Genomic DNA, 26,258 nt, shown 5'->3' with positions numbered 1-26,258 from the left:
GTCCGCTTCAATCCTGACGGCTTTCGGCTATATAGGCCAGGGCATCATCCGGCTGGAATACGTTGATATTGGCACTGGCCACCACTGTCTCGTCCACCAGGATCTGACAGTCGAATACCGCCAATCCCGTGTCTTCCTGATACAGGCGCTGTACCCGGACACGATATTCATGCCCCGCCAGGAAGCAGCCTTGATGCAGTTGCAGTTTGCGGCTGCCCAGCAAAAAACCAATACGGACCGGCAGGCCGGCCAGCTTGGCCTCAATGCCTGCCAGGGCGGCAATGCTTTGGGCCATGTACTCTATGCCCACATAATTGGGCACGCCGCCTTTGAGCCCATCGAAGAAGGGGCTTTGCTCATCAATGCACACCTGAGTTTCGAGGAAGTCCTTGCGATGCTCAAGGGCCCTGTCGATAAGCACCATGGGCGCGCGGTGGGGAATAAAGGTCTCAATCGGCAGTTCCACCAAGGCTGGGGTTTGCCACACAGCATCAGTCATCGGCTTGGCTCCGGCTGAAAATCAGGCTGGCATTGCTGCCGCCAAAGGCGAAGGAATTGCTCATCACATGCTTGGGCCAGAATCTGGGCGCCTTGGCGGACACCAGCCGCAGCTTGGGGTCGGCCGGGTCGGCCACACCATCCCAGTGCTGGAGGGGCAGGCCACCCCTGCGATTCAGATCGGACAGCAAGAGGACGCAGAAGGCGGCTTCCAGGGCGCCGGCGGCACCCAGGGCATGGCCCGTCAGCGGCTTGGTGGAGCTGCACCAAGGCCTCTCTGCACCAAATATGCCGGTGACGGCCCGGCTTTCCATGGCGTCATTTTTCGGCGTTGCCGTGCCATGGAGATTGATATAGTCGATATCTGCCGCGGTCAGGCCGGCATCGGCCAGGGCTGCGCTCATGGCGGCCATGGCGCCCTCTCCCTCGGGATGGGGCGCTGAAATATGATGGGCATCGGCCGATTCCCCTATACCGCTGAGCAATATACCGTTGTCGCCGCGCTCAAGGGCAAACAGCGCCGCACCCTCGCCAATGTTGATGCCATCGCGGTTGGCGCTGAAGGGATTGCAGTGGCCCTTGGACACAGACTCCAGCGCATCGAAACCGTTAAGGGTCAGCTTGCACAGGGTATCCACGCCGCCCACAATCACCATATCCGCCAGATTGGCATCCAACAGGCGCTTGCCACTGGCAAAGACCTTGGCACTGGATGAACAGGCCGTGGACAGGGTGTAGCAGGGGCCATCAAGGTCGAAAACCCGCCGTAAAAAGTCGCTGGTGCTGCCCAGCTCCTGCTGAAAGTAATGGTACTCCGCCGGGAAGTGGCCGTTCTCGGCCCGGTATTTCAGCGCTTCTTCACCCTTGGAAATGCCTGAGGTGCTGGTCCCCAGGACCACGGCAATGCGATCGGCACCGTAGCGGGCTCGCGCCGCGGCCACGGTTGCTTGCAGCGACTTGGCAGCGGCCAGCAACAATTGGTTGTTGCGGCAATCAAAACGGGCCAGCTCGGGAGCAATCTGCGGCAGATCTGCATCCCCGACCGCACCGACGAGGGTTTGCTGTTGCAACAGCAGGTCATCACGCCAGACCATGGCAGAGGTATCTGCTGCCAGCAGGCGGTTGAGCACGGTATCCGGGTCGCTTCCCAGAGGTGTACACAGTCCGATTTGTGTAATGGCTATCTTTGTCATATTTATCAACTACCCCAAGTCCGGCGGGGTTTATCAGGAATCCAGGGGGGTCACTGTCATGCTCAGAGCCACCGCTGGAATGCGCAGGTGGATTCTTGCCTGCCAGGGATCCCTGTGGCTGTAATCTATGCTGAGGATCTGCTCTTTGCCGCCATCGGGGTACAGTACCCGGCACAGTACGGCGTGACAGGGTTCCTGCACCAGGGCACCACCCTTGAGGCTGGCATTGATGCTGTCCAGGGGCCAATACATGAGTTGCATCAAGGCCATAAGATACTCGGCCCGAAACTCATCGCCCAGCAGCAGGCTCTGTTCGCTCTGTAAGCTGACGCCATCATAATCAAGGCTGAACAGGGGTTGTCCCAAAGGGGCCAGTCCCACCAGGGTCAGGCGTTGTGGCGTCAGTACCATTTGGCCCAGCAATTCATGCTGGGTTTCACCCAGTTGCAGGTTTACTTTTTGGGTTCCACTCTGGCCGGCGGGTTGCGATGCCCCGTGGGCCTGATCCTTTGGCAACAGATCTTTATCCTGCAGCGGTAATGGAGCCAGGCAGTAATTGATGTCCGTCGCCAGGCCGACACAGGTCTGACGCAGCAGCAACTGGCTGCACCCGCCAAGGGTCAACAACATTATGAGGCTGAAAGGCCAAAGGAATAATCGCTTCATTGACTAACTCGGCTCTGGGGTGGGGCTGCTTTGTCTATCCGCGCATAATTCTACCACCATATTCAGCCGCCTTAGCGAATCTTTCACAAAGGGGTTGTCCCTGTCCCAGGCATAGCCGGCGAGAATGGAGCAGATCATTTGTTTGACCTTGGGGTTCTGATCTTCGCTGAAGATCACCTGTTGAAAGCGGCCGTCATACCAGGCTTCCACATAGGTACGGAAGGTGTCGACACCCTGAGTCAAAGGCTGGCAATAGTCCTTGTCCCAGTTAACTTCTTCACCATTGTACTTTCTTATTAAACAATCAGCAGCATATGCACTTGATTGCATAGCAATGGTGACGCCTGAGGAGAATACGGGATCAAGGAACTCACCGGCATTGCCTAAGAGGGCGAATTTGTCGGTGGCCAGGGTACTGACCCGTGCCGAGTAGCCGCCCAGTTGCGCCGCATCCCTGACCGCCCTGGCATTGGACAGCAGGCGTTTCAGTCCAGGCTCTTCATTGACCAGGGCGAACAGTTGCTGCTCCAGTGTGCCTTGCTGGTGGGCAAGACGTGCAGGTTCGGCTACAACCCCCAATGAACAGCGGCCATTGCTGAAGGGGATCAACCAGTACCAGATATCCTGGTGCTGTGGGTGGACGCTGATGAGGATCTTATTGCGATCGAAGTCGGGATCGGTAATGCCATCTTCCACATGGGTGAAAATAGCCTGCCTGGGTGGCAAGTTTGAGGGGCGCTCCAAGTCCAGCAGCCTGGGCAATACCCGGCCAAAGCCACTGGCATCCAGGACAAAGTCGGCTTGCAAGCGGTATTGCTGGCCTTGATCATCGCTGATGTCGAGAATGGGGCGCGCATTGAGGTCGATGGCAGTGACGCTGTGGCCATAGCGAATATTGACCCCCTGAGCTGCGGCGGTATCGGCCAGCAACTTGTCGAAATGTGCTCTCTCCACCTGGAAGGTAGTACCCGGGCCTTGAGTGAATTTATCTGTGAAATCAAAGCAGTTGTAATTACCGTTGCGCCGGAAGGCCGCACCGTTCTTAAACTGAAAACCGGCCTTGTTGAGGGCTTCCAACATGCCGGCAGCTTCAATGAACTGCATGCAGCAGGGCAAGAGGCTTTCGCCGATGGAAAAGCGCGGAAATTGTTGCTTTTCCAGCACCAGTACCCGGATCCCGGCTTTGTGCAGCAAGCTGGCGGCAATGGCACCGGCCGGGCCGGCTCCTATGATGGCGACCTGGGTTTCAAATTCGGGGATGGCTGACATTCAGTTCCTCTTTAATACATGCAGCAGCGGCGCCAACAGAAAGGTAAAGCCAATTCCCAGCGCCAGGGTCAGGCCAAAATAGTGAATTGCCGGGGTCTGGCTCAGGGCCAGCAAGCCAAAGGCCAGCAAAGTCGAAATGGCCGACATGCACACCGCCAGCATCACCCGCTCGCCACCCTGCCCACAGCGGGCAAAGAACAGGCTATAATCCACACCAATGCCAAAAACCAGCAACAGGGCCAGGCTGTGAAACAGGGTCAGGGGAGAGCCAAGCCAGCCCAATAATCCGAGGGTGAGTGCCGCTGCCAATGCCGGTACACTTACCATCAGCAGCGCCAGGCGCCAGCCGTGGCCACGGGAGAACAGCAGCAACGCCAGGGTCAGAGCGACGGCCAGCAACGCCAATGTCATTTGCCTTAAGTGTGCCATCAAAGCCGATATATCACCGACCTTGTCCACCAGTTGCACTTCCGGGAAGGCCGCCAGCCTTTGCTTCAATGCCGGCAGATCCCGGATACCGCCCAGCAGCACCATGGCGGCATACTGCTGACCTTGCTGAAGCCACAGGGCGCGTAATTCCCCTGATAGCTGTGATGCAAAAAAGGCCTCGGGTAATAACCAGGCGTCTTTGGCTGCGGCATATTCCCCGGCCAAAGCAGTGGCAACGTCGGTTGTGAGCCCCAAAGAGTCGGTCACAAGCTCCAATCCGCCAGCGTAGATCTGTTGCTGCAGCTGGTAATCCTGTTGCTGACGGGCAATAGAAGGCAGGTACCTGGCCGGGTTCAGGTGACTTTGCAGCTCGCCTGCCTTAACCGCGGCGTCCAAGGTGGGCTGCACTGACTCCAAGGCCTGTAACAGCTGCTGCTGCGACCCGACTCTCAGCAGCAGGAACTGGTTGTCGGTGCCGCCCGCCAGTAATTGCCTGACCCTTGATTCTTCTTGGGTTAATTGTTCGCTGCCCTGTTGCAGCTGGCGAATATCATCATTGGCCTGCAGCAGGCCCAGGCCCAACAACGCCAACAACAGCAATGCAGGCAGAGCCCAAACAGCACGGGAAGCCAGCAGCTTGTGGTACAGCTGCAGCCATTGGTGAGCCAGGGACAGTTTGGGCTCGGGCAGGGGGCGGTCGCCGAGGGCGGGAAAGCAGAGCCACAGAGTGATAAAGGCGCCACTGAGGCCCGCGGCACAGAACACGCCCACCTGTTGCATGCCCGGGAAAGGTGTCAGTGCCAAGGCCAGGTACGCCAGGGCGCTGCTGGCCAATGCCAGCGTCAGTGCCGGCAGGATCCGCGTCAGGGTTGTTCCGGCCGTTTCCTTACGTCCAAGGCGCTCCGCATGGAAATGGAAACTGTAATCTATGGCGATACCGATAAGGCTGGTGCCGAACACCAGGGTCAGCAGGTAAATTTTGCCAAACAACACCAAGGTGCAAACAAGGGCCGACAACAGGCCACCGAGCAGGGTGAGCATGGCCAGCAGCAGTGGTGTCAGGGATCTGAATGCCAACAATACCAACAACACCACACCGGCAAGGGACAGGCCACCGATAAGGCTGATTTCCCGCTTGGCACTGGCGGTGGCTTCGGCCGCATGGAACAAGGCCCCGGCCCGCAGCACTGTGATCCCCTGCGGCAAGGCGGTTGCTGCGGCGTCTATGGCCGCCAGTTGCTGTTGCTGGGCTGCGGGATTGAACACACTGCCGCGCCCCTTCAATATCAGCAGCGCTGCCCAGCCTCCTCGGGTGGGACTGAGCAATATTCCTTGATCGCTTTGCAGTTGCTGCTGGCCCGCCAGTCCCTGGACAAAAGCGGGAAACAGCAATAATGGGTCGTGCTCCACCAGAGCGCTGTGACCCAGGCTGAAGCCACTGTAGAGCTGACTGAGACTGGCCTGCAGCAGCGGATCGAGGTTGGAGGCCTCAAGCAGGCGCCTTTGTTCTTCGGTCAGCAGCCCGAATCGATGGGGAAAATAGAATCTGTACCAGGCCTGGGGGTCAAGGGTATCGGCACTGTGCACTTCCACAAAGGCCTCCGATGCCTTTGTCAGTTGGGCTAACATGGTTTTGCCCGCTTGCACAGCACCTTCCCGGGTTGGGCTTTCCAGCGCCAGGTAAGATTTGTCACCCAATTGGTGTTGTAAGCGCTCCAGAGCCTGGGTCGTTAAGGCATCCTGTTGCATGCTGGGCAACATGGCGAGAATGTCGTTCTCAATCGGGTCGCCCTGCTGCCTGGCCCCCAGATACAGCAGGCCAAACATCAGCAGGCACCATAACAAAAGGCGGCGGAATGGGCTCATGGGGTCTGGCCGGGAATAAAGGTGGCAAGTTCGGCGTCACTTAACGGGCCCGCTTCCTGAGCGCTGAAGTGGATATCGCTGCAGTCGCCATTGGCACTGAACAATTGCAGGCGCTGCACCAGCTGCCCTGCGCCTTCAACCCGGATGCGGCTGAACAGGTTGGCCAGGGCAGGATCTTTTGGCACGAGTCCCAGTTGCCACTCTGGTCCGGCTTGCAGATACAACTGGAACCGCTCCTGTAACGGCGAGATGTCGCCAGAGAGTAAGCCCTTGACCAGTAAAGGCATAATTCCCGCAGGGGAATCGGCGCCACCGGTTGGAAACTGCTGCCAGTGTCCTTGACTGTCTTGCTGCCACAGCTGATGTTGTTGCAGTAACAAACGGTTTGGAAAAGGGGTCTGCTGTTGCCATACCAGTCCCTTATCCGGGGCAAACAAAAAATATCCTTCGCTGCGCAGTGGTCGCTTCAATACCTTGAGTTGACGCAATTGTGCAAATTGGCCGCGCAGCGACTGCGCCCCGCCCATGCCGGCACTGAAGTCGTTCAGCGCGTCGCTGCCGGCGGGAGAGTCGAACAAAGTATCTTCGGCCCAGGCGCCCGTGGTCAGCAGCGCGAACAACAGAATGCCGGATATTAACTTGCCAATCAGTTGCATTGGGGGCTCTTTGTTAATCCATGTTTTCAAGTAATGGCCTGATCTTGGCCTGGAACACCTCGGGCGTAACAAAGCACAGCTCCTGGCTGTCGATGGCGACCGCGGCCTGAATCGTATATCCCTTGGTCAAGCGTGTGCCGGAGTGCGCATCTGTTATCAGATAATCAATCCTGAGGCGGTTTTCCCACTCAACCAGTGAGGCAGTCACTTTGATTTTTTGTTCAAAGCTGCTGGCACGCACATATTTGACCTGCAGATCCACAATGGGCCAGGCATAACCCGAGGCTTGCATCTGGCGATAGTTGTAGTCCAGCTTGTCGAGCAACAGGCATCTGGCCACCTCAAAATAGCGCAGGTAATTGCCGTGCCAGGTAATACCCATGGAATCTACGTCGAAAAAGGGTATCTGAATCTCGGTTTCAACGCTCAGCAGCGCCTTCATCGGCACACCTCCCATTGGCGCTGCTGAATTTTCGCCACGGTATTGCGCAGCAGGGCTTCAAGTGGCCTGTCTTCGGTCAGCAGATCACAATCGGCACTGACCTGGTGCAGGGTTTGGGCCACTGAGGCCGTGAGTGAATCCTGTTGCAATTCGCCGGCGATGATCCGCAAACGGATACCCTGGGTCATGGCCAGCAAGGAGGCTGCGCCAACCTGCTCGGTCAATTGCAGCACCCGCAGACAATCACGCGCCGCTATGGTGCCCATGCTGACCTTGTCCTGGTTATGGCACTCGGTCGAGCGGGAAAACACGCTGGCGGGCATGGTGAGTTTCAGCGCCTCGGCGGTCCAGGCAGAGACCCCAATCTGCACCGCCTTAAAGCCGTGGTTGATGGGACGTCGCTCGCCTCGGGCCGCGGACAGATTGGCCGGCAGGCCATTGTTGAACTTGGTGTCCATGACCAAAGCCATCTGCCGGTCGAGCAGATCGGCTATGTTGGCCACGGCGTTTTTCATGGCATCCATGGCAAAGGCGATATGTCCGCCGTAGAAATGGCCACCGTGCAGTATGTGCTCACCCTCGCCATCCACTATGGGGTTGTCGTTGGCGCTGTTTAGCTCGGTCTCGATAAACTGGCGCAGGAAGGGCTGGGCATCGGCCAATACCCCGATAATGTGCGGCGCACAGCGGATGGAATATCTGTCCTGCAGCCGGTCGGAATTGCGGGGGTGCTCGTGGTGATTGAGATCTTCGCGGATCCAGCTCGCCACCCGGTTTTGACCCGGGTGGGGTTTTACCGCAAACAGCAACTCATCGAAGTGGTTGGAGTTACCCTTGAGCGTTAATGACGCCATGGCGGTAATGCGGCTGGCCAAACGGCACAGGTAATCCGCCCTGTGGTAGGCCAGGCAAGCCAGGGCCGTCATCACGGCGGTGCCGTTCATCAGTGCCAGGCCTTCCTTGGGGCGCAGTTTTAGCGGTGCCAGGTCCAACTGCTGCAATACTTCGATAGCCGGTCGCCTTTGGCCTTGATAGATGACATCGCGCTCACCGACCAATATGGCCGCCAGGTATGATAAGGGGGTGAGATCGCCGCTGGCTCCCACTGAGCCTTCTTCCGGAATGGCGGGGACAACATTGAGGTTTAGCAGGGTCTCTATACGCTCCAGCAATTCATAACTGACGCCGGATTTGCCAATGGCCAGGGAGTTGAGACGGCAGGCCATGACGGCGCGGGCCTGGGGCACGCTGAGGATTTCACCCATGCCGCAGCCATGGAAGCGGGACAGGTGCAGCGGCAGCTCGTGCACCAGATCCAGGCCGACATTGACCGTACAGGAATCGCCATACCCAGTGGTAACACCGTAGACAACACCTTCTTCGTGCAGCAGGCTGTCGATAAAGCGGGCACCCTTTTGAATGTACTCACGGTAATCAGCTTCTTTACAAAGGCTTACGCTAGCACCTTCGGCGATGGCGACGACCTGTTCCAGGCTGAGTATTCTGCGGCCAACATGAACAATCTCTTCATTTGGTGTTGATGGGTTAGCGTTATTCATGAGTGTGTCTGTCCTGTGACCTATCATCGGCAGTTTTGTGTTGCTGCCAAAAATCGAAAAAATTAAACCATTGCATGGGCTGGCGCCGGGCGTAGTGCTCCAACCGTGAGGCATAACGCTTTACCGCCTGCTCTATCCCCGAGGCCCTTTCCTTGCGGGGGAGTTTCAGACTGTCGGCAAAGGGTTCGACAAATACGCGGTAGCGCCCTTCTTCCTTCAGGCAGAACATCAGGTAAACAGGGCAATCCAGCAGGCCAGCCAGGATAAAAGGGCCCTGGGGGAATGCCGCTTCATCGTCGAAAAATGGGGCCATGGTGATGCGGCTCTGATTGCCTGCCGGGGTGCGGTCCGCGGCTATGACGACCAATTCGCCGGCCGCTACTTTATCGGCCAACATGACCGAGGTAGATGGATCCAGCTCATTGATATGTATGAGGTTAAGATCGCTGTCAGGATTGAGCTGCTTCAACACCCGATTGAAGTTGGCGGCATTGGCTGTCATCACCAACACATTCACTGTCACCTTGCGTTGGTTCACTGAGATGGCGCGACATAATTCCGGATTACCCAGATGGGATGCCAGCAGTATTGCTCCCTTGCCACTGTTCAACCTGTCCAGCAAGGATTGCCGCTCGGGAAAGTCCACTTGTTCCATGCCTGAGCGCTGACACCAGGCATCAATGCGGTCGAGGGCGGCATTACCGAATTGAATGAAGTGTTTGAAGCTGTGGTACCAGCGAACCTTGGGCTGTAATTGGGGATGCTTGGGATCCTGAGCCAGCACTTTATTGAGAAACTGCTGTGAGGCCTGTCTGGCCGCGCTGCCGGTCAGAAAGAAATAACCTATTACCGGGTACATGATTGCCCGGCACAGCCAGTGGCCACCAAGGCGGTAGCTGGCAGCCAACAGGCGAATGCCCCAATAACTGCCGCGTTCGCCTATGCTGGCCCAGTGATGTTCCGGCCTGTGGCTGAGCAGTTGCGGCAGGCGCTTCAGCATGCCGAAAAATAACCGGGTATGCAGCCAGCTGATACGCAAATTGTCCTGCAGTCCCTGGAAGTGGCTGATGCCTCCCTCCGGATAAATCACCCGCGTTGGCAAGTGTAATACCGGGGTGCGGCGCCAGAACAGCCGGACCAAAACCTCTATGTCAAAGTCCATGCGTTCGCCGAGACTTTCCTCTTGAAACAGGGCTTCGGTTGCTGCCAATGGATAAATGCGGAAACCACACATGGAATCCTGAATATCGAAACTCAGGGTTTCGACCCAAACCCAGAAATGGGTAATGTAGCGGCCATAGAGGCGCCCCTTGGGAATGGAGGCATCGTATTGGGGCAGGCCGGAGATCACGGCCTCAGGATTTGCCCGGGCCAGGGCTATCATGGCCGGGATATCATCCAGATTGTGCTGCCCGTCGGCATCCACCTGCAACGCGTGGGTGAACCCGGCACGGTATGCCGCCCTGAGCCCCGTCATCACCGCGGCTCCTTTTCCCCGGTTGTAGGGATGGTGCAGCAAGGTAACCCAGGCATACTGCTGTGCCAATTGTTGCAGCACATGGCGGGTGTGATCGTTGCTGCCATCATTGATGACAAATACCGGCAGCCCAAGGGGAGCCAATCGCTCCAGAGTGGCGGACATGGCATCACTGTGATTGTAATTGGGGATCACCAAAGCAAGCCGCATCAGTGCTCTCCCTTGGCGAGCAGTACCCGACCCGAGGCAAAACGGCTGTCACCCAGTTGATAACTGAAGCTGAATTTATTCTGTCCGGGCTGATTGTTCAGTAGCAGTTCAATTTTTGTATCAGGCAGCATTAATTGTTGAAATTTGAGCACTTCCAATGTGGCCACCTCAGTATGGTAACCAAAGTAGTCACAGCCAAAGCGAATAGCCCAATCCAGCTGTGCGACGCCGGGCAATACGGGTTGTGCCGGGAAGTGCCCTTGAAAAAATGGCAGCCCGGCATCAAGCGCCAGTAACAAACGCACTTGCCGTTCTTCTACCTGACGTTCAAGCACCCGGGGCAATTGGGATTCAATCATGACTGAACAACTCCAACAGGGATTGCAGCTGTCGTTTGCCCTGGCTGTTGACCGGTAGCTGCTTGGGGTAACGCCATCGCTTTGGTAAGGTTACCCGTTCAAACTCGGTCAGCAGTTGGGCTTTGAGCAGATTATTGAGCGCCAGCTTACCTTCTTCGGCCAAGACCCTTTGTCCCTCGGCGGACAGTTCTATCACGGCGCCCAATTGGGTGCGTGATTGCTCCAATACCACCAGTGCCGCCTGGTTGACCAGGGGGTGACGGGTCAGCAGTTGTTCCATTTGCACCAGCGACAGGCGTTTCTCTTCAATTTTTACAATCCGGTCGAGGCGGCCTTCAAGCACAAAACGACCATCGGCCAGCAGCGATATCTGGTCATCGCAGCGCAGAGTGTTGGTATCGGCGAGATAGGGTGAGGTCAACAGCAGCGCACCGTCCTTGTCCTGCTTAACGCCAATTCCGGGGAAAGGTTGCCAGGGCTCATCCATATTCAGCTGCCGCCTGTAACCTATGCCACCGGTTTCTGTGCTGCCATACACTTCGATGGGCAGCTTGCCGTACACTTTGGCTATGGCCGCGGCGGCTTCCTGACTCAGTGGGCCGCCGGAGCTGAAGATCAGGCTGGGGCTGTGCTGCTGTGGTTCAAATTCCAGGGCTTCCGGCAAACGGGAGAGCTGCGCCGGGCTGCTGATAAGACAGAGGTTGGGCAGCAGTGCTGTGTAGTAGCTCAGGGTCTCGGGATACTCAATTTGTTCACTCATAAAGGGACGGCTGGCGGCCAGCGGCCAGAGGATTTTAAACAGCAGTCCATAAATATGCTGGTGGGAGACGGTTGCCAGCACGCTGCAATGGGGCAGATGATCGGCGAAGGTTCGCTCCAGGGTTGCGACCTCGGCATCCAACTGGGCCAGAGACTTGGTCACGGCCTTGGGTTCGCCGCTGGAGCCAGAGGTATACAGGGTCAGGCTGCCCAGATGTGACGGGGTCGGCCAATGGGCGTCGGCCAAGCCGTTTTCCTTGCGCAACATCAGCTGAGTGCAACCCTGCGCCAGCTCGGTATCCGCCAGAATGGCATCAAAGGCATGGCTTAAGGCCTGCAGTGTGCCCTTCTGGGTATTGGGGGGTAACACCACTTCCTTTCCCGCCAGCAGGGCGGCACATAATCCAACCGCAAACAGATCGCTGGCTTCGCAGGCCAACAGCCAGCGCTGGGCAGGCTGCTGTTGCAACTTCTGCCACCAATGGCTCACTTGTTGCGTGAAGAGACTTCCCGTCACTATGTCGTGGTGGTTGAAACTGATGAGCTGTTGCCCGGTTGGGCCCTGTTTCAGCCAGTTGATAAGGGATGCTGTCATGTTCTTTTCAACCAGAGTTTACGGTAGAGCCATTCACCACCGGCCAGCAGCCCCATCAACAGATAGGCGATCAAGCCATTGTAAAGGGTCCAGGCATCCAGGCCGGCAAACTGTGCCGTGTAAAATGCCATACCGGCATTGATAACAAACAGGCCACACCAAAGCCGGGTGACATTTCTGAGATAGGGCCTGGCTTCGGCAGGTAAATCCGGTTCCTGCAGACGGGCCAGCCGCTCCACTATGGTGGGTTCCCTGAGCAGAGAGTAACCAAATAACCCCAACATACTCAGATTGATCACTATTGGATAGTAGAGCAACCAATGCTGTTGCTTTGCCAGCAGGCTTAAGGCGCTGAGCAGCAGCCCCGCCAGCAGCGGCAGGGTCAGCAGTTTCAGCTGCTGTTTTTCCAATGCCAGTCGGAGCAGCAGCAACAGGCACAGTGCCAGTGCCAGGGTGCCCGGTGGCAAATAGTTCAATCCCAGCCACACGGCCAAAGGGTAGGCCAGTAGCAGGGCGAATGTCAGCAGCTTAACTGCCTGCATCAGGCTTTAACCAAGCCTTCGATGGCATTGATTACGTCATCGACAGTACGGACGGATTTGAATTCGTCCGGTTGGATTTTTTTGCCGGTCAGCTGTTGCAGCTTAATGACCAAATCCACCGCGTCTATGCTGTCCAGATCCAGATCCTGATACAGGGAGGCTTCGGGTGTGATAGCCGCAGCGTCGATTTCGAATTCGTCTACCAATATGCCCGTGAGCATTTCCAGAATTTGTTCGCGATTCTGCATCTTCTTGTCCCTTAAACCCGTTGTGACTCAATAAAGCTTGCCAGTGTGGCAACGCTGAAAAAATGTGCCTTGGTGGCGTCTGAGTTGGCCTCGATTTTCACATCAAAATGTTTTTTGATCGCCAGACCCAATTCCAGGGCATCGATGGAGTCCAGTCCAAGGCCGTCACCAAACAGGGGGGCTTGGGTATCAATATCGGAGACGCTTACGTCTTCCAGGTCCAGGCAGTCTATGATCAACTGCTTTATTTCATCATGTATAGTCATAAGATTACTTTAAGGTTTTGTTTATAATAATTTTCTAGTTCTCTGGTCAGAACGCGGGCCTGTTTGGCCTCACAGCCGTCCTGCCCCAGAAAGTCCCTGATTGACACTGTGTCACCGGTCTCCACCGTCATGCCTATGGTGCGTCTGGGGATTTCCCACCAGGGCTCCTGCTTGGTCAATCCCGGCGGATGGGTATGCAGCATTACAGGTAATATATCGTTGCCGGTGCGCAGGGCAATATTGGCGGCGCCCCGGGCAAAGGCATTGATTTGGCTTCCCAGGACCGTGCGTGTTCCTTCGGGGAAAATGATCAGGTTGGTGCCCCGTTCAAGTACTTCGCGACAATCATTGAGCAGTAACTCGGCGCCGCGATTGGGAATATAGCCCGCCGCGGCAACAACACCCCGCAAAAACGGATTGCGCCACAGTCCCTGTTTGACTATGCATCCGGCATTGGGCATCAGGCTGATTAACACTACCACATCGATCAGTGTCGGGTGGTTGGCAATAACCAGCACATGGTTGGCATTGCGCAGGGCATCCAGATTGCGGGTCTGTAACCGGATCACACCGGCCCAGCTCAGCATATGCACAAAACCACGAAACATGATGTGCACCGCTTTCTGAACCCGCTTGACCCTGACCTCGGGCTTGCCAGGCCAGTACTTCAGCAGCGGCAGAATTGTCAGTGAGCTCAGCAGTCCACCGAGGCCGAACGCGATATAGCAGCTGATCCCCCCCAGCCAGCGTGGCACGTAGGCCAGACCCGAGAGACGTTTGGGGGATGGCAGGGTGTTTTCAAGCATGGCTGAGCTTCCAGTCCCAGCGGGAAAGTTGTCCCTGGCAATCCTGGCCGGTTGCCAGGGCATGCAACAGGCGACCAAATCCCATGCCGGGCAGTTCGCGACTGTTTTTCAGCGTCAATTGTGGTTTACCTGTGACACCTGCGGGGGCCAATACCAGTCCCATGGCCAGTGGCAATTCATATTCACTGGTGTATTCGTCATAGACGGGCGGGACGGGATCGTCACCGAAAACCAGCAACAGTGGCTCGGGATCTTCTGCCAGCTGGGCGTAGGCTTCCACCATTGCCTGGGACAAGGTTTCGGTGCCGGCGGCGATTGAAGTGGAAGCCGCGCGGTTTTGGTGCACTATGCCGAACAGACCACTGGCGGTGTTATGCACTGACTGGCTGAATCCCATTGGGGAAAGGGGTTCATCACCGATGATGTTTTGCAGCAGATCGATAGTGCGATTGAGTTCACCGTGGCGTGAGGCGAACACGGAACGGCAATTGTCAGGGGCACAGGCTTGGTGGGCTACTTCCAGCATCATCCGGGTCAGGCGACTGAAACGACGTCTTTGCATAGCCGGCACATGCGCAAGGGCAGGTATGGCCTCATTATTGGGCGATTCCTGTTGTGCATGCCAGGCCGACCAGGCATCCCTATGTTGACAATCCGGTGACCAGGCGCCCCAGGATATTAGGCTGAAAGTAAGTTGCACTGCGTTACCTCTGGCACTGCCTCAGCTGCCGTCGTTTTCCATCACTGAAGGTCAAAATGCGGCGAGCCGAACGCCTGACTGCGGCCTGTTGAAGGCCCAGCTTTTCCCATCATCCGCTTTGAGCCGGGTATTCTAAACCGAAAATGTCACATTGAAGAAGTGGAAATAATGAGGTAGGGGTAACCAATCTGTTACCCCTTTGTGAGATCAGCGGCTTAGTTCAGCCTGTAACTTACGGATGGCGGCTTTGATCTTGCGGGTATTTTCCGGTCCCATGCGCAACATCAGCTTCTGCACTGCAGGTAAGGCTTCCAGTTTGGGATCGGCAAAGCGGTAGTTGACGCTGACGCTGGTCAATTCTATCGGCTCTTCAATGACGGGGGCTGCCAGTACTTGCTCGAATGCCTGCTGCAAGCGACTTTCAAAGCTCATGTCGCTGTAGCCCAGCTCGGCGAACGCCTCATTGAATAAGGGGGCCAGTAATTTCAGGCTGGATAACAATTGCTGCTGATCCATGGCCGCTATCAGCGTGGCGTATTTGTCGTACCGGCGAAAACTGTCGGGATTCATATATATCTTGTCGGTGATTTCACTGACGCTGAATGTTTGTTCCGGGCCTTTCACCGGGCTGGTTTTGCGTGCCAGTTCACCCTGCGCCAGATTATCAACAAACACTACAAATTGGCGCGCCAGATCTGCCTGGGCCAGCAAGGGTTGCAGTGGTTTGTCTGCGGCCAACAACAAGGCCTGCTCCTGCACCAGTGCATCGCTGTCCGCCAATGCCGGTAACGGCTCGGGCTCCGCGGGCGCCTGAGTCGCCTCAGGTGCGGCCTCGGGTTCGTCGATCTCGGTGGTTACGGGCTCGGGAGCCGGTTCAACTTCGGGCTCGGCCTGGGCTGGCGGTTGAGGTTCGGGGGCTTGCTCTACCTGCTGCTGCGGTTCCGCCGGGACTGAGGTGGGCTTGGAGAAATAGAAATACAGCCCGGCACCGATGGCGACCAGCAGCACTATGACTACTATGGCCAAACGGTTGCCACTGCCCTGGGATTCGGTGTGAGAGATCCTGTCTTCTTGATTGACTTGCATACGAGGTCCTTGACTGCACTGACAAAAGGCGTTGTTTCCCATTCTGCGCTATCCACGGGCGTTGTCCATAGCCTTGGCGGTCGGAGACCGAATTTATCAGGCCTGGACGTATTGCTCGCGGTCACCGAGCCAACGGTGAATGATGGCATCGACATTGGCCGGCGCCTGTACCATCACGTGTCTGGCGAGTTTTTGTATGTGGGGGATCAGTGCCTGATCCCGCACCAAATCCGCCACCTTCATCTGTGCCAGTCCCGTTTGACGTGTGCCCAATACTTCTCCCGGGCCGCGGATTTCCAGATCTTGCTGGGCAATAACGAACCCATCGTTGCTCTGTCTCAGTACGCCGAGGCGCTTGGTGGCGGTCTGGGATAAGGGCGCCTTGTAGAGCAGGACACAGTGACTGGCGACGGCCCCGCGTCCGACCCGGCCACGCAATTGATGTAATTGGGCCAGTCCCAATCTTTCCGGGTTTTCAATGATCATCAGGCTGGCGTTGGGGACATCCACGCCCACCTCAATTACCGTGGTCGCCACCAGCAGATCCAGGGTGCCGGCTTTGAAGGCCGCCATGATTTCCTGCTTGTCCGCCGCCTTCATCCTTCCATGTACCAGGCCGACCCTGAGTTCCGGCAAGGCGGTGATCAGCTCGTTGGCGGTATCTTCGGCCGCCTGGCACTCCAGTACCTCGGACTCTTCTATCAGGGTGCAGACCCAGTAGGCCTGGCGTTTGTCCTGCAATGCCGCCTGTCGCACCCGCTCTATGATGTCCTGGCGGCGTCCATCGGGAATGGCGACCGTTGTAATGGGTGTCCTTCCCGGCGGCAATTCGTCTATTACCGAAGTATCCAGGTCCGCATAGGCCGTCATGGCCAGGGTTCTGGGGATGGGCGTGGCCGTCATGATCAATTGATGAGGATGATAGCCCTGGCCCATGCCTTTTTCTCTCAGTCCCAGCCGCTGATGGACGCCGAACCTGTGCTGCTCGTCGATAATCACCAAGGCTAGCTGTTTGAAATTCACCTGTTCCTGGAAAATGGCGTGGGTGCCTATGACCATCTGCGCGGCGCCGGATTCGATGTCGGCCAGGGATTGTTGCCTGGCCTTGCCCTTGAGTTTGCCGGCGAGCCAACCGACCTTGAGGCCAAGCGGGGCAAACCAGCGCTCGAAATTGGCTGCGTGTTGCTCCGCCAGTAGTTCTGTGGGGGCCATCATGGCGACCTGATAGCCGTTTTCTATGGCCGCGAGTGCTGCCAGGGCGGCCACCAGAGTCTTGCCGGAGCCAACATCACCCTGAACCAGGCGCATCATGGGGGTGGGCTTGGCCAGATCTTTGTGAATGTCCTTAACCACCCTCTGCTGCGCCGCCGTGGGGCTGAAGGGCAGGGCGGCAAGAAAATCGGGGATCAGCTGCCCCGTGCTGTGCATCTGGATGGCGCTATCCTGATTACTGCGTTGCCGCAGTTTAAGCATGCTGAGGTTGTGTGCCAGTAGCTCTTCCTGTACCAATCTTTGTTGTGCCGGATGCTGCCCCAGTTCAAAGGCCAGGGGATCGGCATCGGTTGGGGGACGGTGCAAAATTCGCACCGCCTGCGCCAAGCTCAATTGATTGGGTTGCAGCGTCGTGGGCAGCAGCTCCTGCAATCCCCCTTCTTCCAGCATTTCCAAAGCCTGCTCCGTCAGCCGGATCCAGCTGGCCTGCTTTAATCCCTCAGTGGTGGGATAGATGGGAGTCAAGGTTTCGCTCAGGGCCGGGGCTTCACCCGGTGCGGTAAGCTTATATTCCGGATGAATGATCTCCAATTGGGACTGGCCACGGCGGATCTCGCCATAGGCCCTGATGGTCAATCCGGGTTGCAGGCCGTTTTTTTGCGCCATGGAGAAATTAAAGAATCTCAGGGTCAGACCGCCACTGTTGTCGCGGACGTTGCAGGTCAGCATGCGCTTGCGACCATTGACTATCTGGGCCGATACAACTTCGGCCTCAACCGTGGCGTAACTGCCGGGCGTCAATCCTGCGATGGGATAAATGCGGGTGCGATCTTCATAGCGCAGCGGCAAATGAAACAACAGATCCTGGACGGTATGTACCCCCAGTTTGGCCAGCTTTTCCGCAACCCGGGCAGCAACGCCCTTGAGCTCGGTAATTGGGACAAGATCCAGTCTCTGCACGCGGTTTGCACCGAATTACTGTGAATTTATACATATACTAACAGAGAATAACGACTGAGCAACCAAGGCTTGTATCCGGTGGGCTTGTCGGATTATTTATTTGCCGTGGGCTGTGTGCCTGATATGAAAGGGGCCTTACGGCCCCTTCAAAATCGCTATTGGAATAATTCTTCCGGCGGTGAGTCGGTGAAGATAGTGCTGCTGTCCTGGGTCTCGGTGGCATATTCTGTTGGTTCAGTACCGGCGCGGAAATATTCAAAGTCGCTGGTTTGGTCTGTTTTGCGACTCAGTTTGCCACTGGCCAGATCTATGCGCGCTGAAACTATGCCTTCGGGCGGCACTATAGCTATCTCTTCCGTTCCCTCTAACGCGTGCAGCATGAATTCGTTCCAACCTGGACCTGCTGTTTTCGCACCGGCTTCGGCGCCTGAAATCTGATCTTTGGCGCCATTGGCGTTCCAAGCTGTACGGCCAAGCTCGCGGCTGTGGTCATCAAACCCGACCCAGAAGGTGCTGACCAACTTGGGGTTGAATCCACTGAACCAGGTGTCTCGGGATTCGTTGGTGGTACCTGTCTTACCGGCAATATCATGACGTTTTATCAGCCTTGCCGCCCGCCAGGCTGTACCGTTCCAACCTGTGCCCTGACTCCAGTCACCGCCACCCCAGATCACGCTCTTGAGTGCATCACCAACCAAGAATGCGGTTTGCTTGGAAATAACCCGCTCGGCATAACGCGCATCTGTGCCGCCGCATGGCGCCTGTGGCGTGCCCGCTTCCTGCTGCATGGCATTGATTAAAGATTGCATTGCCTGATCGTCGCTTTGTGGTGGCTCACAGGCCAATGCCGGGTTCGCCTTTTCCGCCAGTGTGCCATCGGCATGCTCAATGCGATCGATAAAGTAGGGCTCCAGCAGGAAGCCACCATTGGCGAAACTGGCAAAGGCGGTCACAACCTGCAGCGGGGTAACCGAGGGGGAGCCCAGGGCCAGGGATTCGTTACGGGGCAGATCGGCAGGATCAAAGCCAAAACGGGCCAGGGTCGCTATGGTCTCGTCGAGTCCAATGTGGCGCATGGCCCGCACCGACATCACGTTGATAGACTGAGCCAGACCCACTCGAAGTCGGGTCGGCCCGCCATAGATATCCGGTGAGTTTTTGGGGCGCCAAGCGGTTCCCTGACGGATATCGGGTTTGTTGATGGGGGCGTTATTGATCAGGGTCGCCAGGGTAAAGTCTTTTTCCAGCGCAGCAGCGTAGATAAAGGGTTTGATATTGGACCCCAGCTGGCGTTTGGCCTGAGTGACCCTGTTGTACTGGCTCTGTGAGAAGCTGAAACCGCCCACCAAGGCCAAAATGGCGCCATTTTTAGGATCCAGGGTGACTGTGGCACTGGAGACTTCCGGTACTTGGGACAGTTGCCATTGCTCGCCATTATGACGGACCCAAATACGTTCGCCGGGGTTGAGCACCTCAGAGGCCTTGGTCGGCGCGGCTCCCTGACGTTTGTCGCTGATAAAGCGGCGTGCCCATTTGATGCCATCCCAATTCAGCGTCAGTCTCTCGCCGCTGCCAAGCAACACTTCTGCCGCCTGCTCAGCCACACTCAGTACCGCGGCGGGCTGTAATTCCTGAACGGCTACGGTGCGTTTGAGTGTCTTGATGATTTCCGCATCGGCAGGTGGGGTATCCTGCCACAGACGCTCTGCTGCTCCCCGATAACCGTGGCGCTCATCGTAGGCATACACGTTGTTGCGCAGCGCCTGCTGTGCCTTAAGTTGCAGGTCTGAGGAAATGGTGGTGTAAACGCTGTAGCCACCTGTGTAGGCTTCTTCCTCTCCGAATTTTTGGACCAGGTAATCGCGAGCCATTTCTGAAATATAGGGTGCGTACAGATCAATCTCTGCGCCGTGATATTTGGCGACCAGAGGTTCAGCCAGTGCTTCCTGATACTCGTTGGCGCTGATGTACCCCACTTCATTCATGCGCATCAATACCACATTGCGGCGTGCCAGAGCGCGATCGGGGGAGGTCACGGGGTTGAGTGTCGAAGGCGCTTTGGGAAGACCGGCAATAATGGCCATTTCGCCAAGGGTGAGGTCTTTCACTTCTTTACCAAAGTACACCTGTGCCGCTGCACCTACGCCATAGGCCCGCTGGCCCAGATAGATACGATTTACATAGAGTTCGAGAATTTCATCCTTTGTGAGAAGCTCCTCAATATGGAAAGAAATAAAAATCTCTTTTACTTTCCGTATGATAGTTTTATCTCTGGTGAGGAAGAAATTGCGGGCAACCTGCATGGTGATGGTACTGGCACCTTGTTTTTTCTCTCCGGTAGCCAGCATAACCAAGGCAGCTCTGACCACACCGATAGGATCGATACCGCTGTGCTCATAGAAACGGGCGTCCTCGGTGGCTAAAAAGGCCTGCAGCAAGGGTTTGGGAACTTCATCCAATTTTAGGGGAATGCGGCGTTTTTCGCCGAATTGGGAAATGAGCTTGCCATCACTGCTGTATATTTTCAGCGGAGTTTGTAATTTCACCGTTTTCAGGGTGGCGACATCCGGCAGATCGGGTAAAACATAGAAATATGCCGCTGCAATAGCACCAACACAGAGGAGAGCTAGACTAAAGAGGGCAATAAGAATACGTTTTAACCACTTCACCAGAGTTTTCCAAATTTAATCACGGGCCACACAGTATATAAGGCAGCATTGTCTTGGTGAAGTAAAATACGGCGTCAAAAAATTGCCAATTGTAAAAGCCTCAAACATTTAATACAAATAGCTATAACGAGTTGATTTTGTGCTAATCTAACTTCTGCAACCAAAACAATAAGTGACAACAGACTATGCTTTCAAACTTATGGAAGCGTCAGGCTCCGCAGATGGTGGGTGTTGATATAGGCTCCCACGAAGTTAAAGCGATACTGCTGAGCAAGACGGCTGATGGCTATAAAATAGTGAGTCATGCGGCGGTCCCCGTTAAAAAGGGGGCCGTTAACGATCATGATATTCGGGATTCTGCTGCGGTAGTTGAAAGTTTACGGCAAGTGCGGCGCGCGCTTCCCAAGACTTGCAAATTTGCCTCTGTGGCTGTTTCAGGTTCAGCGGTGATGACCAAGGTCATCTACATGGATGCAGCGCTGAGTGAATCTGAAATGGAAGCCCAAATCGAGATTGAAGCTGACAACCTGATACCCTATTCCCTGGACGAAGTCAGTATCGATTTTGAAACGCTCAGCGCCAATCCGACAGATCCCTCCAAGGTGGATGTCCTGCTGAGCGCCTGTCGTACCGAGAATATTGATGCCCGGGTAGATGCTTTGGAGGAGGTCGACCTCCAGGCAAAGGTCGTTGATATAGAAGGTTATGCTCTTGGTCGTTCTGCTGAACTGATTTATCAGCAGCTGCCGGAGGGAGCCGAACAAAAAGTCATCGCCCTGGTCGATATAGGTGCCAACATGACCACCTTTGCCGTGGTTGAGGCCGGCGAGACCGCCTTTATCCGCGAACAGGCCTTCGGTGGTGAGCAGTTCACCCAATCGATTTTGTCTTTCTATGGCATGTCCCATGAACAGGCTGAAAAAGCCAAGATTGAAGGGGATTTGCCTCGGAATTATATGTTTGAGGTGTTGTCCCCCTTCCAAACGCAGCTGCTGCAGCAGGTAAAACGTACCCTGCAGATATACTGCACCTCCAGTGGTCGCGATAAGGTGGATTACATAGTGTTGTGCGGCGGTACTTCACGACTGGAAGGCATGGCCAACTTACTGACAAATGAACTCGGTGTGCACACTATCATTGCAGATCCCTTCCAGGGGGCGCTGCATGCCGACGAACAGACTAAAAATATCCTGCAGCCCAATATCAGCAAATATATGGTTGCCTGCGGCTTGGCATTAAGGAGCTATGGTCAATGGCGAACATAAACTTATTGCCTTGGCGTGAAGAGGCCAGGGAAAAAAGTAAACGGGATTATCTTGGCGCACTTGCGGCCACTTTTCTGTTATCAGCCCTGCTGGTATATGGCGCTTTGGCGGTGCTGGATATGATGACCGAGGAACAGCGTGGCAGAAATGCTTATCTGCAAACGGAAATTCAGTTACTGGAAAAGCAGATCGCGGAAATAAAGAAGATCACCGAGCGTAAAAAGGATATTGAACGCCGCACCGAGATTATTCTCAACCTGCAAAGGTCCCGTAATCTGCCGACCCACGTGTTGGATGAGTTGGTAAAAATAGTTCCTCCAGGCATTTATCTTTCCAGTGTGGAAAAGAAAGGCAGCGTGGTGTCTATTGAAGGACGCAGTGAGTCGAACAATAACGTGGCTAACATGATGCGTAAAATGAAGGCTTCTCCTTGGCTCGATGATCCCACAATGCAGTCGATTGTGGCTCAGAGTGATGATGTCCGTCAGCTGCAAAGATTCACGCTCAAGGTGAATGTGGTTGACAAGGCAATGCTTGAGGCTGGGAAAGATAGCAAGGCTGCCGGCACCAAAGGAGCTGCAAGATGAGTCTGGATCTGAGCCAATTCAACGATATTGACTTTGAGAATGTAGGTGGATGGCCTAAACAGGTTAAGATCGTATTTGCCACTTTTTTGGCATTGCTGGTATTGGTTGCCGGCTATTTTATGTTTGTTGCGGATGCGGTTGATGTTCTCAAGGCAGAGCAGCAAAAAGAAGTGCAGTTAAGAGAGGACTTTAAGTCCAAGTATCAACTGGCTGCGAATTTAAAGCTGTATCGCGAACAGTTGCAGGAAATGGAAGCCCAGTTTGCTGAACTGCTGAAAATGTTGCCTTCAGAAAATGAAATGCCGGGTCTGCTCGATGATGTGACCTTTGTGGCAACCGATTCAGGTCTGAAAATCAACAGCTTGGATTGGGAGCCTGAGGTGCCAAGGGACTTCTACATCGAGTTCCCAATCAGAATGTCAGTGGCCGGTGATTATCATGATATGGGACATATGGTCAGTGGTGTTGCCAAGTTGCCGCGTATTGTGAGCCTGCATGACTTTGTGATAAAGCGCACTGAGAGCGGTTTGTTGACCATGGATATTTTGGCGAAAACTTACAGATTTAAAGAGGGGGCTGAATTACCCTCTGAAAAAGACGCCAAGAAAAAGGCGGGAGGAAAGTGATGATGAAATACTTGCCTCTGGTCTTAACCAGCTTATTTTTGACAGCTTGTGTTGACGATCGTAGTGATTTGGAGCTATTTGTTACTACAACCAAGGCACAACATGTGGCCAAAATTCCGCCACTGAAATCGCCACCCCAGTTCGAGCATTTTGCTTATCAAGCCGAATTAATGCGCAGTCCCTTTGTACCTCCTTCACGGGAATTAACTGAAGAGGTATTGGATAAGACCAAGGATTGTCTGCAACCAGACTTAAAACGTCGCAAGAGCCGCTTGGAAACCTATGCATTGGATAACCTTAAAATGCGAGGTACCTTGCAGGAAGGTGAACAAATTTGGGCTCTAATCCAAACCAATGATGGTGACGTGTTTAGATTGGGTGTCGGTGCATATTTAGGCATGTATCACGGTCATATCAGCAAGGTGACGCCCGTGAATGTCGAAGTCATAGAATTAATTCCGGATGGTTCGGGCTGCTGGTCTGAGCGCACCAGCAATATGGAACTCTCTGGAGAATAACCTGCGAAGGATATGGGAATGATGGAATCTTCTGCCGCTTTTATTACAGTGTCCGGCCGGATGTTTAGATTAATGCTGGGATTAAGCCTCCTGATGGGAGCAACATCCGTGGCGCAGGCAGCCAATCGTCTGGTTGATGTTAAATACCATGGCGTAGTTGATCATCAGGTTGAGCTTGACTTGCAGTTCGAGCAGCCGATATTTGAGCCTCAAATCGATTTGAATGCGACACCGGCTCAAATCAAGATGACCTTTGCCGACAGTATTTCTGGTCTGGAAAAAGACAATTTGCCCATCAATGTGGCCGGGGTAGAGTCTCTGCTATCCACACAGGAAGGCGGTGATTTGGCTTTGACCTTGAACCTCAGCCGGGTAAAGCCCTATCAGGGCCTGGTGATGGGCAACAGCTACAGACTGGTCATCAATGACGAAATTGCTGCCGAGGGCCAGGATCGTAGCAGTCCTTTTGTGAATGGTATCAAGAGTCTGGATTTTCACCGCAATGAGACGGGCGGTGGGGAATTGCTGGTTTATCTCAATAATCCGACCGTGGCCGCCAATGTTGAACAGGTAGGTGCCAAGCTGGAGATCAGTTTTTTCAATACCGATATCCAGTCCGACATGCTCTACGTCATGGATGTGCAGGATTTTGCCACGCCGGTGAAGAGCTTTGAGACCTTTAAAGAGGACATGACCACCCGGATTCAGGTGGATGTAGCGGGCAATTACGAATACAGCTACAAGCAGGAAGGTAATTTGTTCCGCGTCAGCATGAACAAGGTGGAGCGTGCCGATGCCATTAAGGAAGAGAAGAAGTACAACGGTCGTACCTTGTCTCTGAATTTCCAGAATATTTCTGTGCGTACCGTGCTGCAGATTATTGCGGATTACAACAACTTCAACCTGGTAACCAGCGATACGGTAGAAGGCAGCATCACACTGCGTCTGGATGATGTTCCCTGGGATCAGGCCCTGGATTTGATTCTGCAAACCAAAGGCCTGGACAAGCGCATTGAAGGTAACATCCTGATGGTGGCTCCGGCCGAAGAGTTGGCCATTCGCGAAAGTCAGGAGCTGAAGAATCGTCAGGAAGTGCAGGAGCTGGCACCACTCTATTCTGAATACCTGCAAATCAATTATGCCAAGGCCGCGGACATAGCCGAACTGCTCAAGGGCAAGGACACCAGTCTGTTGACCAGTCGTGGCAGCGTGGCCGTTGATGAGCGCACCAATACCCTGTTGGTCAAGGACACTGCCGAAACACTGGAAAATATTCACCGCATGGTGGATGTACTGGATATTCCTGTGCGTCAGGTATTGATTGAATCGCGCATGGTGACGGTGAAAGACAATATTGCCGAAGACCTGGGTATCCGTTGGGGTATCTCAGATAAGCAGGGCACCAAGGGCGCCTCTGGCACCATTGAAGGGGCGCAGGATATGTCCAATGGTGTGATCCCGTCGGTCAATGATCGTCTTAACGTTAACCTGCCTGTGACCTCCACCAGTGCGGCGAGCCTGGCGTTCCATGTGGCCAAATTGGCTGACGGTACCGTATTGGATATGGAGCTGAGTGCGCTGGAGCAGGAAAACAAAGGTGAAATCATCGCCAGCCCCCGTATTACCACCTCAAACCAGAAAGCGGCATATATTGAGCAAGGTGTGGAAATTCCCTATGTGCAGGCGGCATCCAGTGGTGCCACCACGGTAACCTTCAAAAAGGCGGTACTGTCTCTGCGGGTAACACCGCAAATTACGCCTGACAACCGGGTGATACTGGATTTGGAGATTACCCAGGATACTCAGGGTGACACAGTGGACACACCTACAGGTCGCGCCGTGGCCATCGATACTCAACGTATCGGTACTCAGGTGTTGGTGGATAACGGTGAAACCATAGTACTAGGTGGTATCTACCAGCAGAACCTGATCTCCAGGGTCAGCAAGGTACCTGTATTGGGCGACATCCCCTTGGTGGGCTTCCTGTTCCGCAACACCTCGGATTCCAATGAACGGCAGGAGCTGCTGATCTTCGTGACCCCGAAGATAGTGACCGAAAAGATCTGATTTTAGCGTGACACACAAAAGGCCGGCATCTTGCCGGTCTTTTTTTGTCTTCAGCTAATTCCATCATTCATGCAGGACAAACTTGCGTTTCATGGTACTGAACTGAGATAATCCCGGGTCAAGTCTCATTAGAGCAAGGTAACACATAGGTCGGCTTGAAACTAAGTCGGCATAGGCAAACTCTTCATAAGATTCAGACGTACAAGAAATGGCTGAAAAACGTAATATTTTTCTCGTAGGCCCTATGGGCGCAGGTAAAAGCACCATAGGTCGTCATCTGGCGCAAATGCTGCATTTGGAATTCCACGACTCAGATCAGGAGATCGAAAACCGTACCGGTGCTGATATCGCATGGGTGTTCGACGTTGAAGGCGAAGAGGGCTTTCGTCGCCGCGAGGCTCAGGTGATTGCTGATTTGACCGAAAAGCAAGGCATAGTGCTGGCAACCGGTGGCGGCTCAGTACAAAGCAAAGACATACGTAACTTCTTGTCTGCCCGTGGGATAGTCGTATATCTGGAAACCACAATAGACAAGCAGGTCGCCCGTACCCAACGTGATAAGCGTCGTCCGCTGCTGCAGGTGGATGATCCCCGTTCCGTGTTGGAAAATCTGGCCGAAGTCCGCAATCCTCTCTACGAGGAAATTGCCGACGTGATAGTCAAAACCGATGACCAGAGTGCCAAGGTTGTCGCCACCCAAATCGTAGAACAATTGGGATTTTAAAATG

Annotated in this window: 25 protein-coding genes; 6 read left to right on the top strand and 19 right to left on the bottom strand. The window is 54.9% G+C overall.

Annotation, left to right across the window (positions count from 1 at the left end; genetic code table 11):
• Nucleotides 1-7 precede the first annotated feature (7 nt).
• From JYB85_RS17660 to JYB85_RS17570, 19 genes are all read right to left on the bottom strand, one after another.
• Nucleotides 8-499, bottom strand: coding sequence for an ApeP family dehydratase (locus JYB85_RS17660; protein WP_207380332.1), 492 nt, complete (start codon nucleotides 497-499; stop codon nucleotides 8-10).
• The gene (locus JYB85_RS17655; protein WP_207380331.1) at nucleotides 492-1,691 is read right to left on the bottom strand and encodes a beta-ketoacyl-[acyl-carrier-protein] synthase family protein; all 1,200 of its coding nucleotides are present in this window, start codon (nucleotides 1,689-1,691) and stop codon (nucleotides 492-494) included. Before JYB85_RS17655 ends, JYB85_RS17660 begins: the two co-directional genes overlap by 8 nt.
• Nucleotides 1,692-1,724: 33 nt before the next feature.
• Nucleotides 1,725-2,357: a DUF3261 domain-containing protein gene (locus JYB85_RS17650; protein ID WP_207380330.1), complete on the bottom strand. Its 633-nt coding sequence runs from the start codon at nucleotides 2,355-2,357 to the stop codon at nucleotides 1,725-1,727.
• 3 nt (nucleotides 2,358-2,360) lie between these two features.
• A complete protein-coding gene (locus tag JYB85_RS17645; RefSeq protein WP_207380329.1) occupies nucleotides 2,361-3,626 on the bottom strand; it encodes an NAD(P)/FAD-dependent oxidoreductase in 1,266 nt (421 codons plus the stop codon).
• On the bottom strand, nucleotides 3,627-5,882 hold the full coding sequence (locus tag JYB85_RS17640; RefSeq protein WP_207380328.1) for an MMPL family transporter: 2,256 nt from the start codon (nucleotides 5,880-5,882) through the stop codon (nucleotides 3,627-3,629).
• Nucleotides 5,883-5,917: 35 nt separating this feature from the next.
• On the bottom strand, nucleotides 5,918-6,577 hold the full coding sequence (locus JYB85_RS17635) for an outer membrane lipoprotein carrier protein LolA (RefSeq protein ID WP_207380327.1): 660 nt from the start codon (nucleotides 6,575-6,577) through the stop codon (nucleotides 5,918-5,920).
• A 13-nt stretch (nucleotides 6,578-6,590) separates the two neighbouring features.
• Nucleotides 6,591-7,019: an acyl-CoA thioesterase gene (locus JYB85_RS17630; RefSeq protein WP_207321225.1), complete on the bottom strand. Its 429-nt coding sequence runs from the start codon at nucleotides 7,017-7,019 to the stop codon at nucleotides 6,591-6,593.
• Nucleotides 7,016-8,578, bottom strand: coding sequence for an HAL/PAL/TAL family ammonia-lyase (locus JYB85_RS17625; RefSeq protein WP_207380326.1), 1,563 nt, complete (start codon nucleotides 8,576-8,578; stop codon nucleotides 7,016-7,018). The genes JYB85_RS17630 and JYB85_RS17625 overlap by 4 nt, the downstream gene beginning before the upstream one ends.
• On the bottom strand, nucleotides 8,571-10,265 hold the full coding sequence (locus tag JYB85_RS17620) for a glycosyltransferase family 2 protein (protein ID WP_207380325.1): 1,695 nt from the start codon (nucleotides 10,263-10,265) through the stop codon (nucleotides 8,571-8,573). Before JYB85_RS17620 ends, JYB85_RS17625 begins: the two co-directional genes overlap by 8 nt.
• Nucleotides 10,265-10,624 (bottom strand): ApeI family dehydratase, encoded by a 360-nt coding sequence (locus tag JYB85_RS17615; protein ID WP_207380324.1) that lies wholly within the window; start codon nucleotides 10,622-10,624, stop codon nucleotides 10,265-10,267. Before JYB85_RS17615 ends, JYB85_RS17620 begins: the two co-directional genes overlap by 1 nt.
• Nucleotides 10,617-11,978, bottom strand: coding sequence for an AMP-binding protein (locus JYB85_RS17610; protein ID WP_207380323.1), 1,362 nt, complete (start codon nucleotides 11,976-11,978; stop codon nucleotides 10,617-10,619). The genes JYB85_RS17615 and JYB85_RS17610 overlap by 8 nt, the downstream gene beginning before the upstream one ends.
• Nucleotides 11,975-12,520 carry a COG4648 family protein gene (locus tag JYB85_RS17605; RefSeq protein WP_407695867.1) on the bottom strand — a complete coding sequence of 182 codons (546 nt, stop codon included), beginning with the start codon at nucleotides 12,518-12,520 and terminating at the stop codon, nucleotides 11,975-11,977. The genes JYB85_RS17610 and JYB85_RS17605 overlap by 4 nt, the downstream gene beginning before the upstream one ends.
• On the bottom strand, nucleotides 12,520-12,768 hold the full coding sequence (locus JYB85_RS17600; RefSeq protein WP_207321220.1) for an acyl carrier protein: 249 nt from the start codon (nucleotides 12,766-12,768) through the stop codon (nucleotides 12,520-12,522). The genes JYB85_RS17605 and JYB85_RS17600 overlap by 1 nt, the downstream gene beginning before the upstream one ends.
• A gap of 11 nt (nucleotides 12,769-12,779) precedes the next feature.
• Nucleotides 12,780-13,034 (bottom strand): phosphopantetheine-binding protein, encoded by a 255-nt coding sequence (locus JYB85_RS17595; protein ID WP_207321219.1) that lies wholly within the window; start codon nucleotides 13,032-13,034, stop codon nucleotides 12,780-12,782.
• The gene (locus tag JYB85_RS17590; RefSeq protein WP_207380322.1) at nucleotides 13,031-13,840 is read right to left on the bottom strand and encodes a lysophospholipid acyltransferase family protein; all 810 of its coding nucleotides are present in this window, start codon (nucleotides 13,838-13,840) and stop codon (nucleotides 13,031-13,033) included. The genes JYB85_RS17595 and JYB85_RS17590 overlap by 4 nt, the downstream gene beginning before the upstream one ends.
• A complete protein-coding gene (locus tag JYB85_RS17585) occupies nucleotides 13,833-14,540 on the bottom strand; it encodes a beta-ketoacyl synthase chain length factor (protein WP_207380321.1) in 708 nt (235 codons plus the stop codon). The genes JYB85_RS17590 and JYB85_RS17585 overlap by 8 nt, the downstream gene beginning before the upstream one ends.
• A 207-nt stretch (nucleotides 14,541-14,747) precedes the next feature.
• Nucleotides 14,748-15,626 (bottom strand): DUF3014 domain-containing protein, encoded by an 879-nt coding sequence (locus JYB85_RS17580; RefSeq protein ID WP_207380320.1) that lies wholly within the window; start codon nucleotides 15,624-15,626, stop codon nucleotides 14,748-14,750.
• Nucleotides 15,627-15,722: 96 nt separating this feature from the next.
• Nucleotides 15,723-17,798 (bottom strand): ATP-dependent DNA helicase RecG, encoded by a 2,076-nt coding sequence (gene recG / locus JYB85_RS17575; protein WP_207380319.1) that lies wholly within the window; start codon nucleotides 17,796-17,798, stop codon nucleotides 15,723-15,725.
• A 155-nt stretch (nucleotides 17,799-17,953) separates the two neighbouring features.
• Nucleotides 17,954-20,467, bottom strand: a complete 2,514-nt coding sequence (locus tag JYB85_RS17570) for a penicillin-binding protein 1A (protein WP_207380318.1) — start codon at nucleotides 20,465-20,467, stop codon at nucleotides 17,954-17,956.
• Nucleotides 20,468-20,652: 185 nt separating this feature from the next.
• Between JYB85_RS17570 and JYB85_RS17565 the strand changes: the two genes are divergently transcribed.
• The 6 genes from JYB85_RS17565 to aroK all read left to right on the top strand — a co-directional run bounded on the left by JYB85_RS17565 (nucleotide 20,653) and on the right by aroK (nucleotide 26,254).
• Nucleotides 20,653-21,732: a pilus assembly protein PilM gene (locus tag JYB85_RS17565; protein WP_207380317.1), complete on the top strand. Its 1,080-nt coding sequence runs from the start codon at nucleotides 20,653-20,655 to the stop codon at nucleotides 21,730-21,732.
• Nucleotides 21,720-22,319, top strand: a complete 600-nt coding sequence (locus JYB85_RS17560) for a PilN domain-containing protein (protein WP_207380316.1) — start codon at nucleotides 21,720-21,722, stop codon at nucleotides 22,317-22,319. The genes JYB85_RS17565 and JYB85_RS17560 overlap by 13 nt, the downstream gene beginning before the upstream one ends.
• Complete coding sequence (locus JYB85_RS17555; protein WP_207380315.1) at nucleotides 22,316-22,945, top strand: type IV pilus inner membrane component PilO; 630 nt, start codon at nucleotides 22,316-22,318, stop codon at nucleotides 22,943-22,945. Before JYB85_RS17560 ends, JYB85_RS17555 begins: the two co-directional genes overlap by 4 nt.
• A gap of 2 nt (nucleotides 22,946-22,947) precedes the next feature.
• The gene (locus JYB85_RS17550) at nucleotides 22,948-23,463 is read left to right on the top strand and encodes a pilus assembly protein PilP (RefSeq protein WP_207382125.1); all 516 of its coding nucleotides are present in this window, start codon (nucleotides 22,948-22,950) and stop codon (nucleotides 23,461-23,463) included.
• A gap of 60 nt (nucleotides 23,464-23,523) precedes the next feature.
• Nucleotides 23,524-25,530, top strand: coding sequence for a type IV pilus secretin PilQ (locus JYB85_RS17545; protein ID WP_407695903.1), 2,007 nt, complete (start codon nucleotides 23,524-23,526; stop codon nucleotides 25,528-25,530).
• A gap of 208 nt (nucleotides 25,531-25,738) precedes the next feature.
• A complete protein-coding gene (gene aroK / locus JYB85_RS17540; protein ID WP_207321210.1) occupies nucleotides 25,739-26,254 on the top strand; it encodes a shikimate kinase AroK in 516 nt (171 codons plus the stop codon).
• Nucleotides 26,255-26,258 lie beyond the last annotated feature (4 nt).

This window comes from Shewanella sedimentimangrovi, from assembly GCF_017354965.1.
Classification (GTDB): Bacteria; Pseudomonadota; Gammaproteobacteria; order Enterobacterales; family Shewanellaceae; genus Shewanella; species Shewanella cyperi.
This window is presented reverse-complemented; position numbering and strand designations above follow the sequence as displayed.

Excerpts from the sequence above, each read along its gene's own strand:
- JYB85_RS17660 (WP_207380332.1), bottom strand. The coding sequence starts at position 499 with ATGACTGATGCTGTGTGGCAAACCCCAGCCTTGGTGGAACTGCCGATT.
- JYB85_RS17655 (WP_207380331.1), bottom strand. The coding sequence starts at position 1,691 with ATGACAAAGATAGCCATTACACAAATCGGACTGTGTACACCTCTGGGA.
- JYB85_RS17650 (WP_207380330.1), bottom strand. The coding sequence starts at position 2,357 with ATGAAGCGATTATTCCTTTGGCCTTTCAGCCTCATAATGTTGTTGACC.
- JYB85_RS17645 (WP_207380329.1), bottom strand. The coding sequence starts at position 3,626 with ATGTCAGCCATCCCCGAATTTGAAACCCAGGTCGCCATCATAGGAGCC.
- JYB85_RS17640 (WP_207380328.1), bottom strand. The coding sequence starts at position 5,882 with ATGTTTGGCCTGCTGTATCTGGGGGCCAGGCAGCAGGGCGACCCGATT.
- JYB85_RS17635 (WP_207380327.1), bottom strand. The coding sequence starts at position 6,577 with ATGCAACTGATTGGCAAGTTAATATCCGGCATTCTGTTGTTCGCGCTG.
- JYB85_RS17630 (WP_207321225.1), bottom strand. The coding sequence starts at position 7,019 with ATGAAGGCGCTGCTGAGCGTTGAAACCGAGATTCAGATACCCTTTTTC.
- JYB85_RS17625 (WP_207380326.1), bottom strand. The coding sequence starts at position 8,578 with ATGAATAACGCTAACCCATCAACACCAAATGAAGAGATTGTTCATGTT.
- JYB85_RS17620 (WP_207380325.1), bottom strand. The coding sequence starts at position 10,265 with ATGCGGCTTGCTTTGGTGATCCCCAATTACAATCACAGTGATGCCATG.
- JYB85_RS17615 (WP_207380324.1), bottom strand. The coding sequence starts at position 10,624 with ATGATTGAATCCCAATTGCCCCGGGTGCTTGAACGTCAGGTAGAAGAA.
- JYB85_RS17610 (WP_207380323.1), bottom strand. The coding sequence starts at position 11,978 with ATGACAGCATCCCTTATCAACTGGCTGAAACAGGGCCCAACCGGGCAA.
- JYB85_RS17605 (WP_407695867.1), bottom strand. The coding sequence starts at position 12,520 with ATGCAGGCAGTTAAGCTGCTGACATTCGCCCTGCTACTGGCCTACCCT.
- JYB85_RS17600 (WP_207321220.1), bottom strand. The coding sequence starts at position 12,768 with ATGCAGAATCGCGAACAAATTCTGGAAATGCTCACGGGCATATTGGTA.
- JYB85_RS17595 (WP_207321219.1), bottom strand. The coding sequence starts at position 13,034 with ATGACTATACATGATGAAATAAAGCAGTTGATCATAGACTGCCTGGAC.
- JYB85_RS17590 (WP_207380322.1), bottom strand. The coding sequence starts at position 13,840 with ATGCTTGAAAACACCCTGCCATCCCCCAAACGTCTCTCGGGTCTGGCC.
- JYB85_RS17580 (WP_207380320.1), bottom strand. The coding sequence starts at position 15,626 with ATGCAAGTCAATCAAGAAGACAGGATCTCTCACACCGAATCCCAGGGC.
- JYB85_RS17565 (WP_207380317.1), top strand. The coding sequence starts at position 20,653 with ATGCTTTCAAACTTATGGAAGCGTCAGGCTCCGCAGATGGTGGGTGTT.
- JYB85_RS17560 (WP_207380316.1), top strand. The coding sequence starts at position 21,720 with ATGGCGAACATAAACTTATTGCCTTGGCGTGAAGAGGCCAGGGAAAAA.
- JYB85_RS17555 (WP_207380315.1), top strand. The coding sequence starts at position 22,316 with ATGAGTCTGGATCTGAGCCAATTCAACGATATTGACTTTGAGAATGTA.
- JYB85_RS17550 (WP_207382125.1), top strand. The coding sequence starts at position 22,948 with ATGAAATACTTGCCTCTGGTCTTAACCAGCTTATTTTTGACAGCTTGT.
- JYB85_RS17545 (WP_407695903.1), top strand. The coding sequence starts at position 23,524 with ATGTTTAGATTAATGCTGGGATTAAGCCTCCTGATGGGAGCAACATCC.
- aroK (WP_207321210.1), top strand. The coding sequence starts at position 25,739 with ATGGCTGAAAAACGTAATATTTTTCTCGTAGGCCCTATGGGCGCAGGT.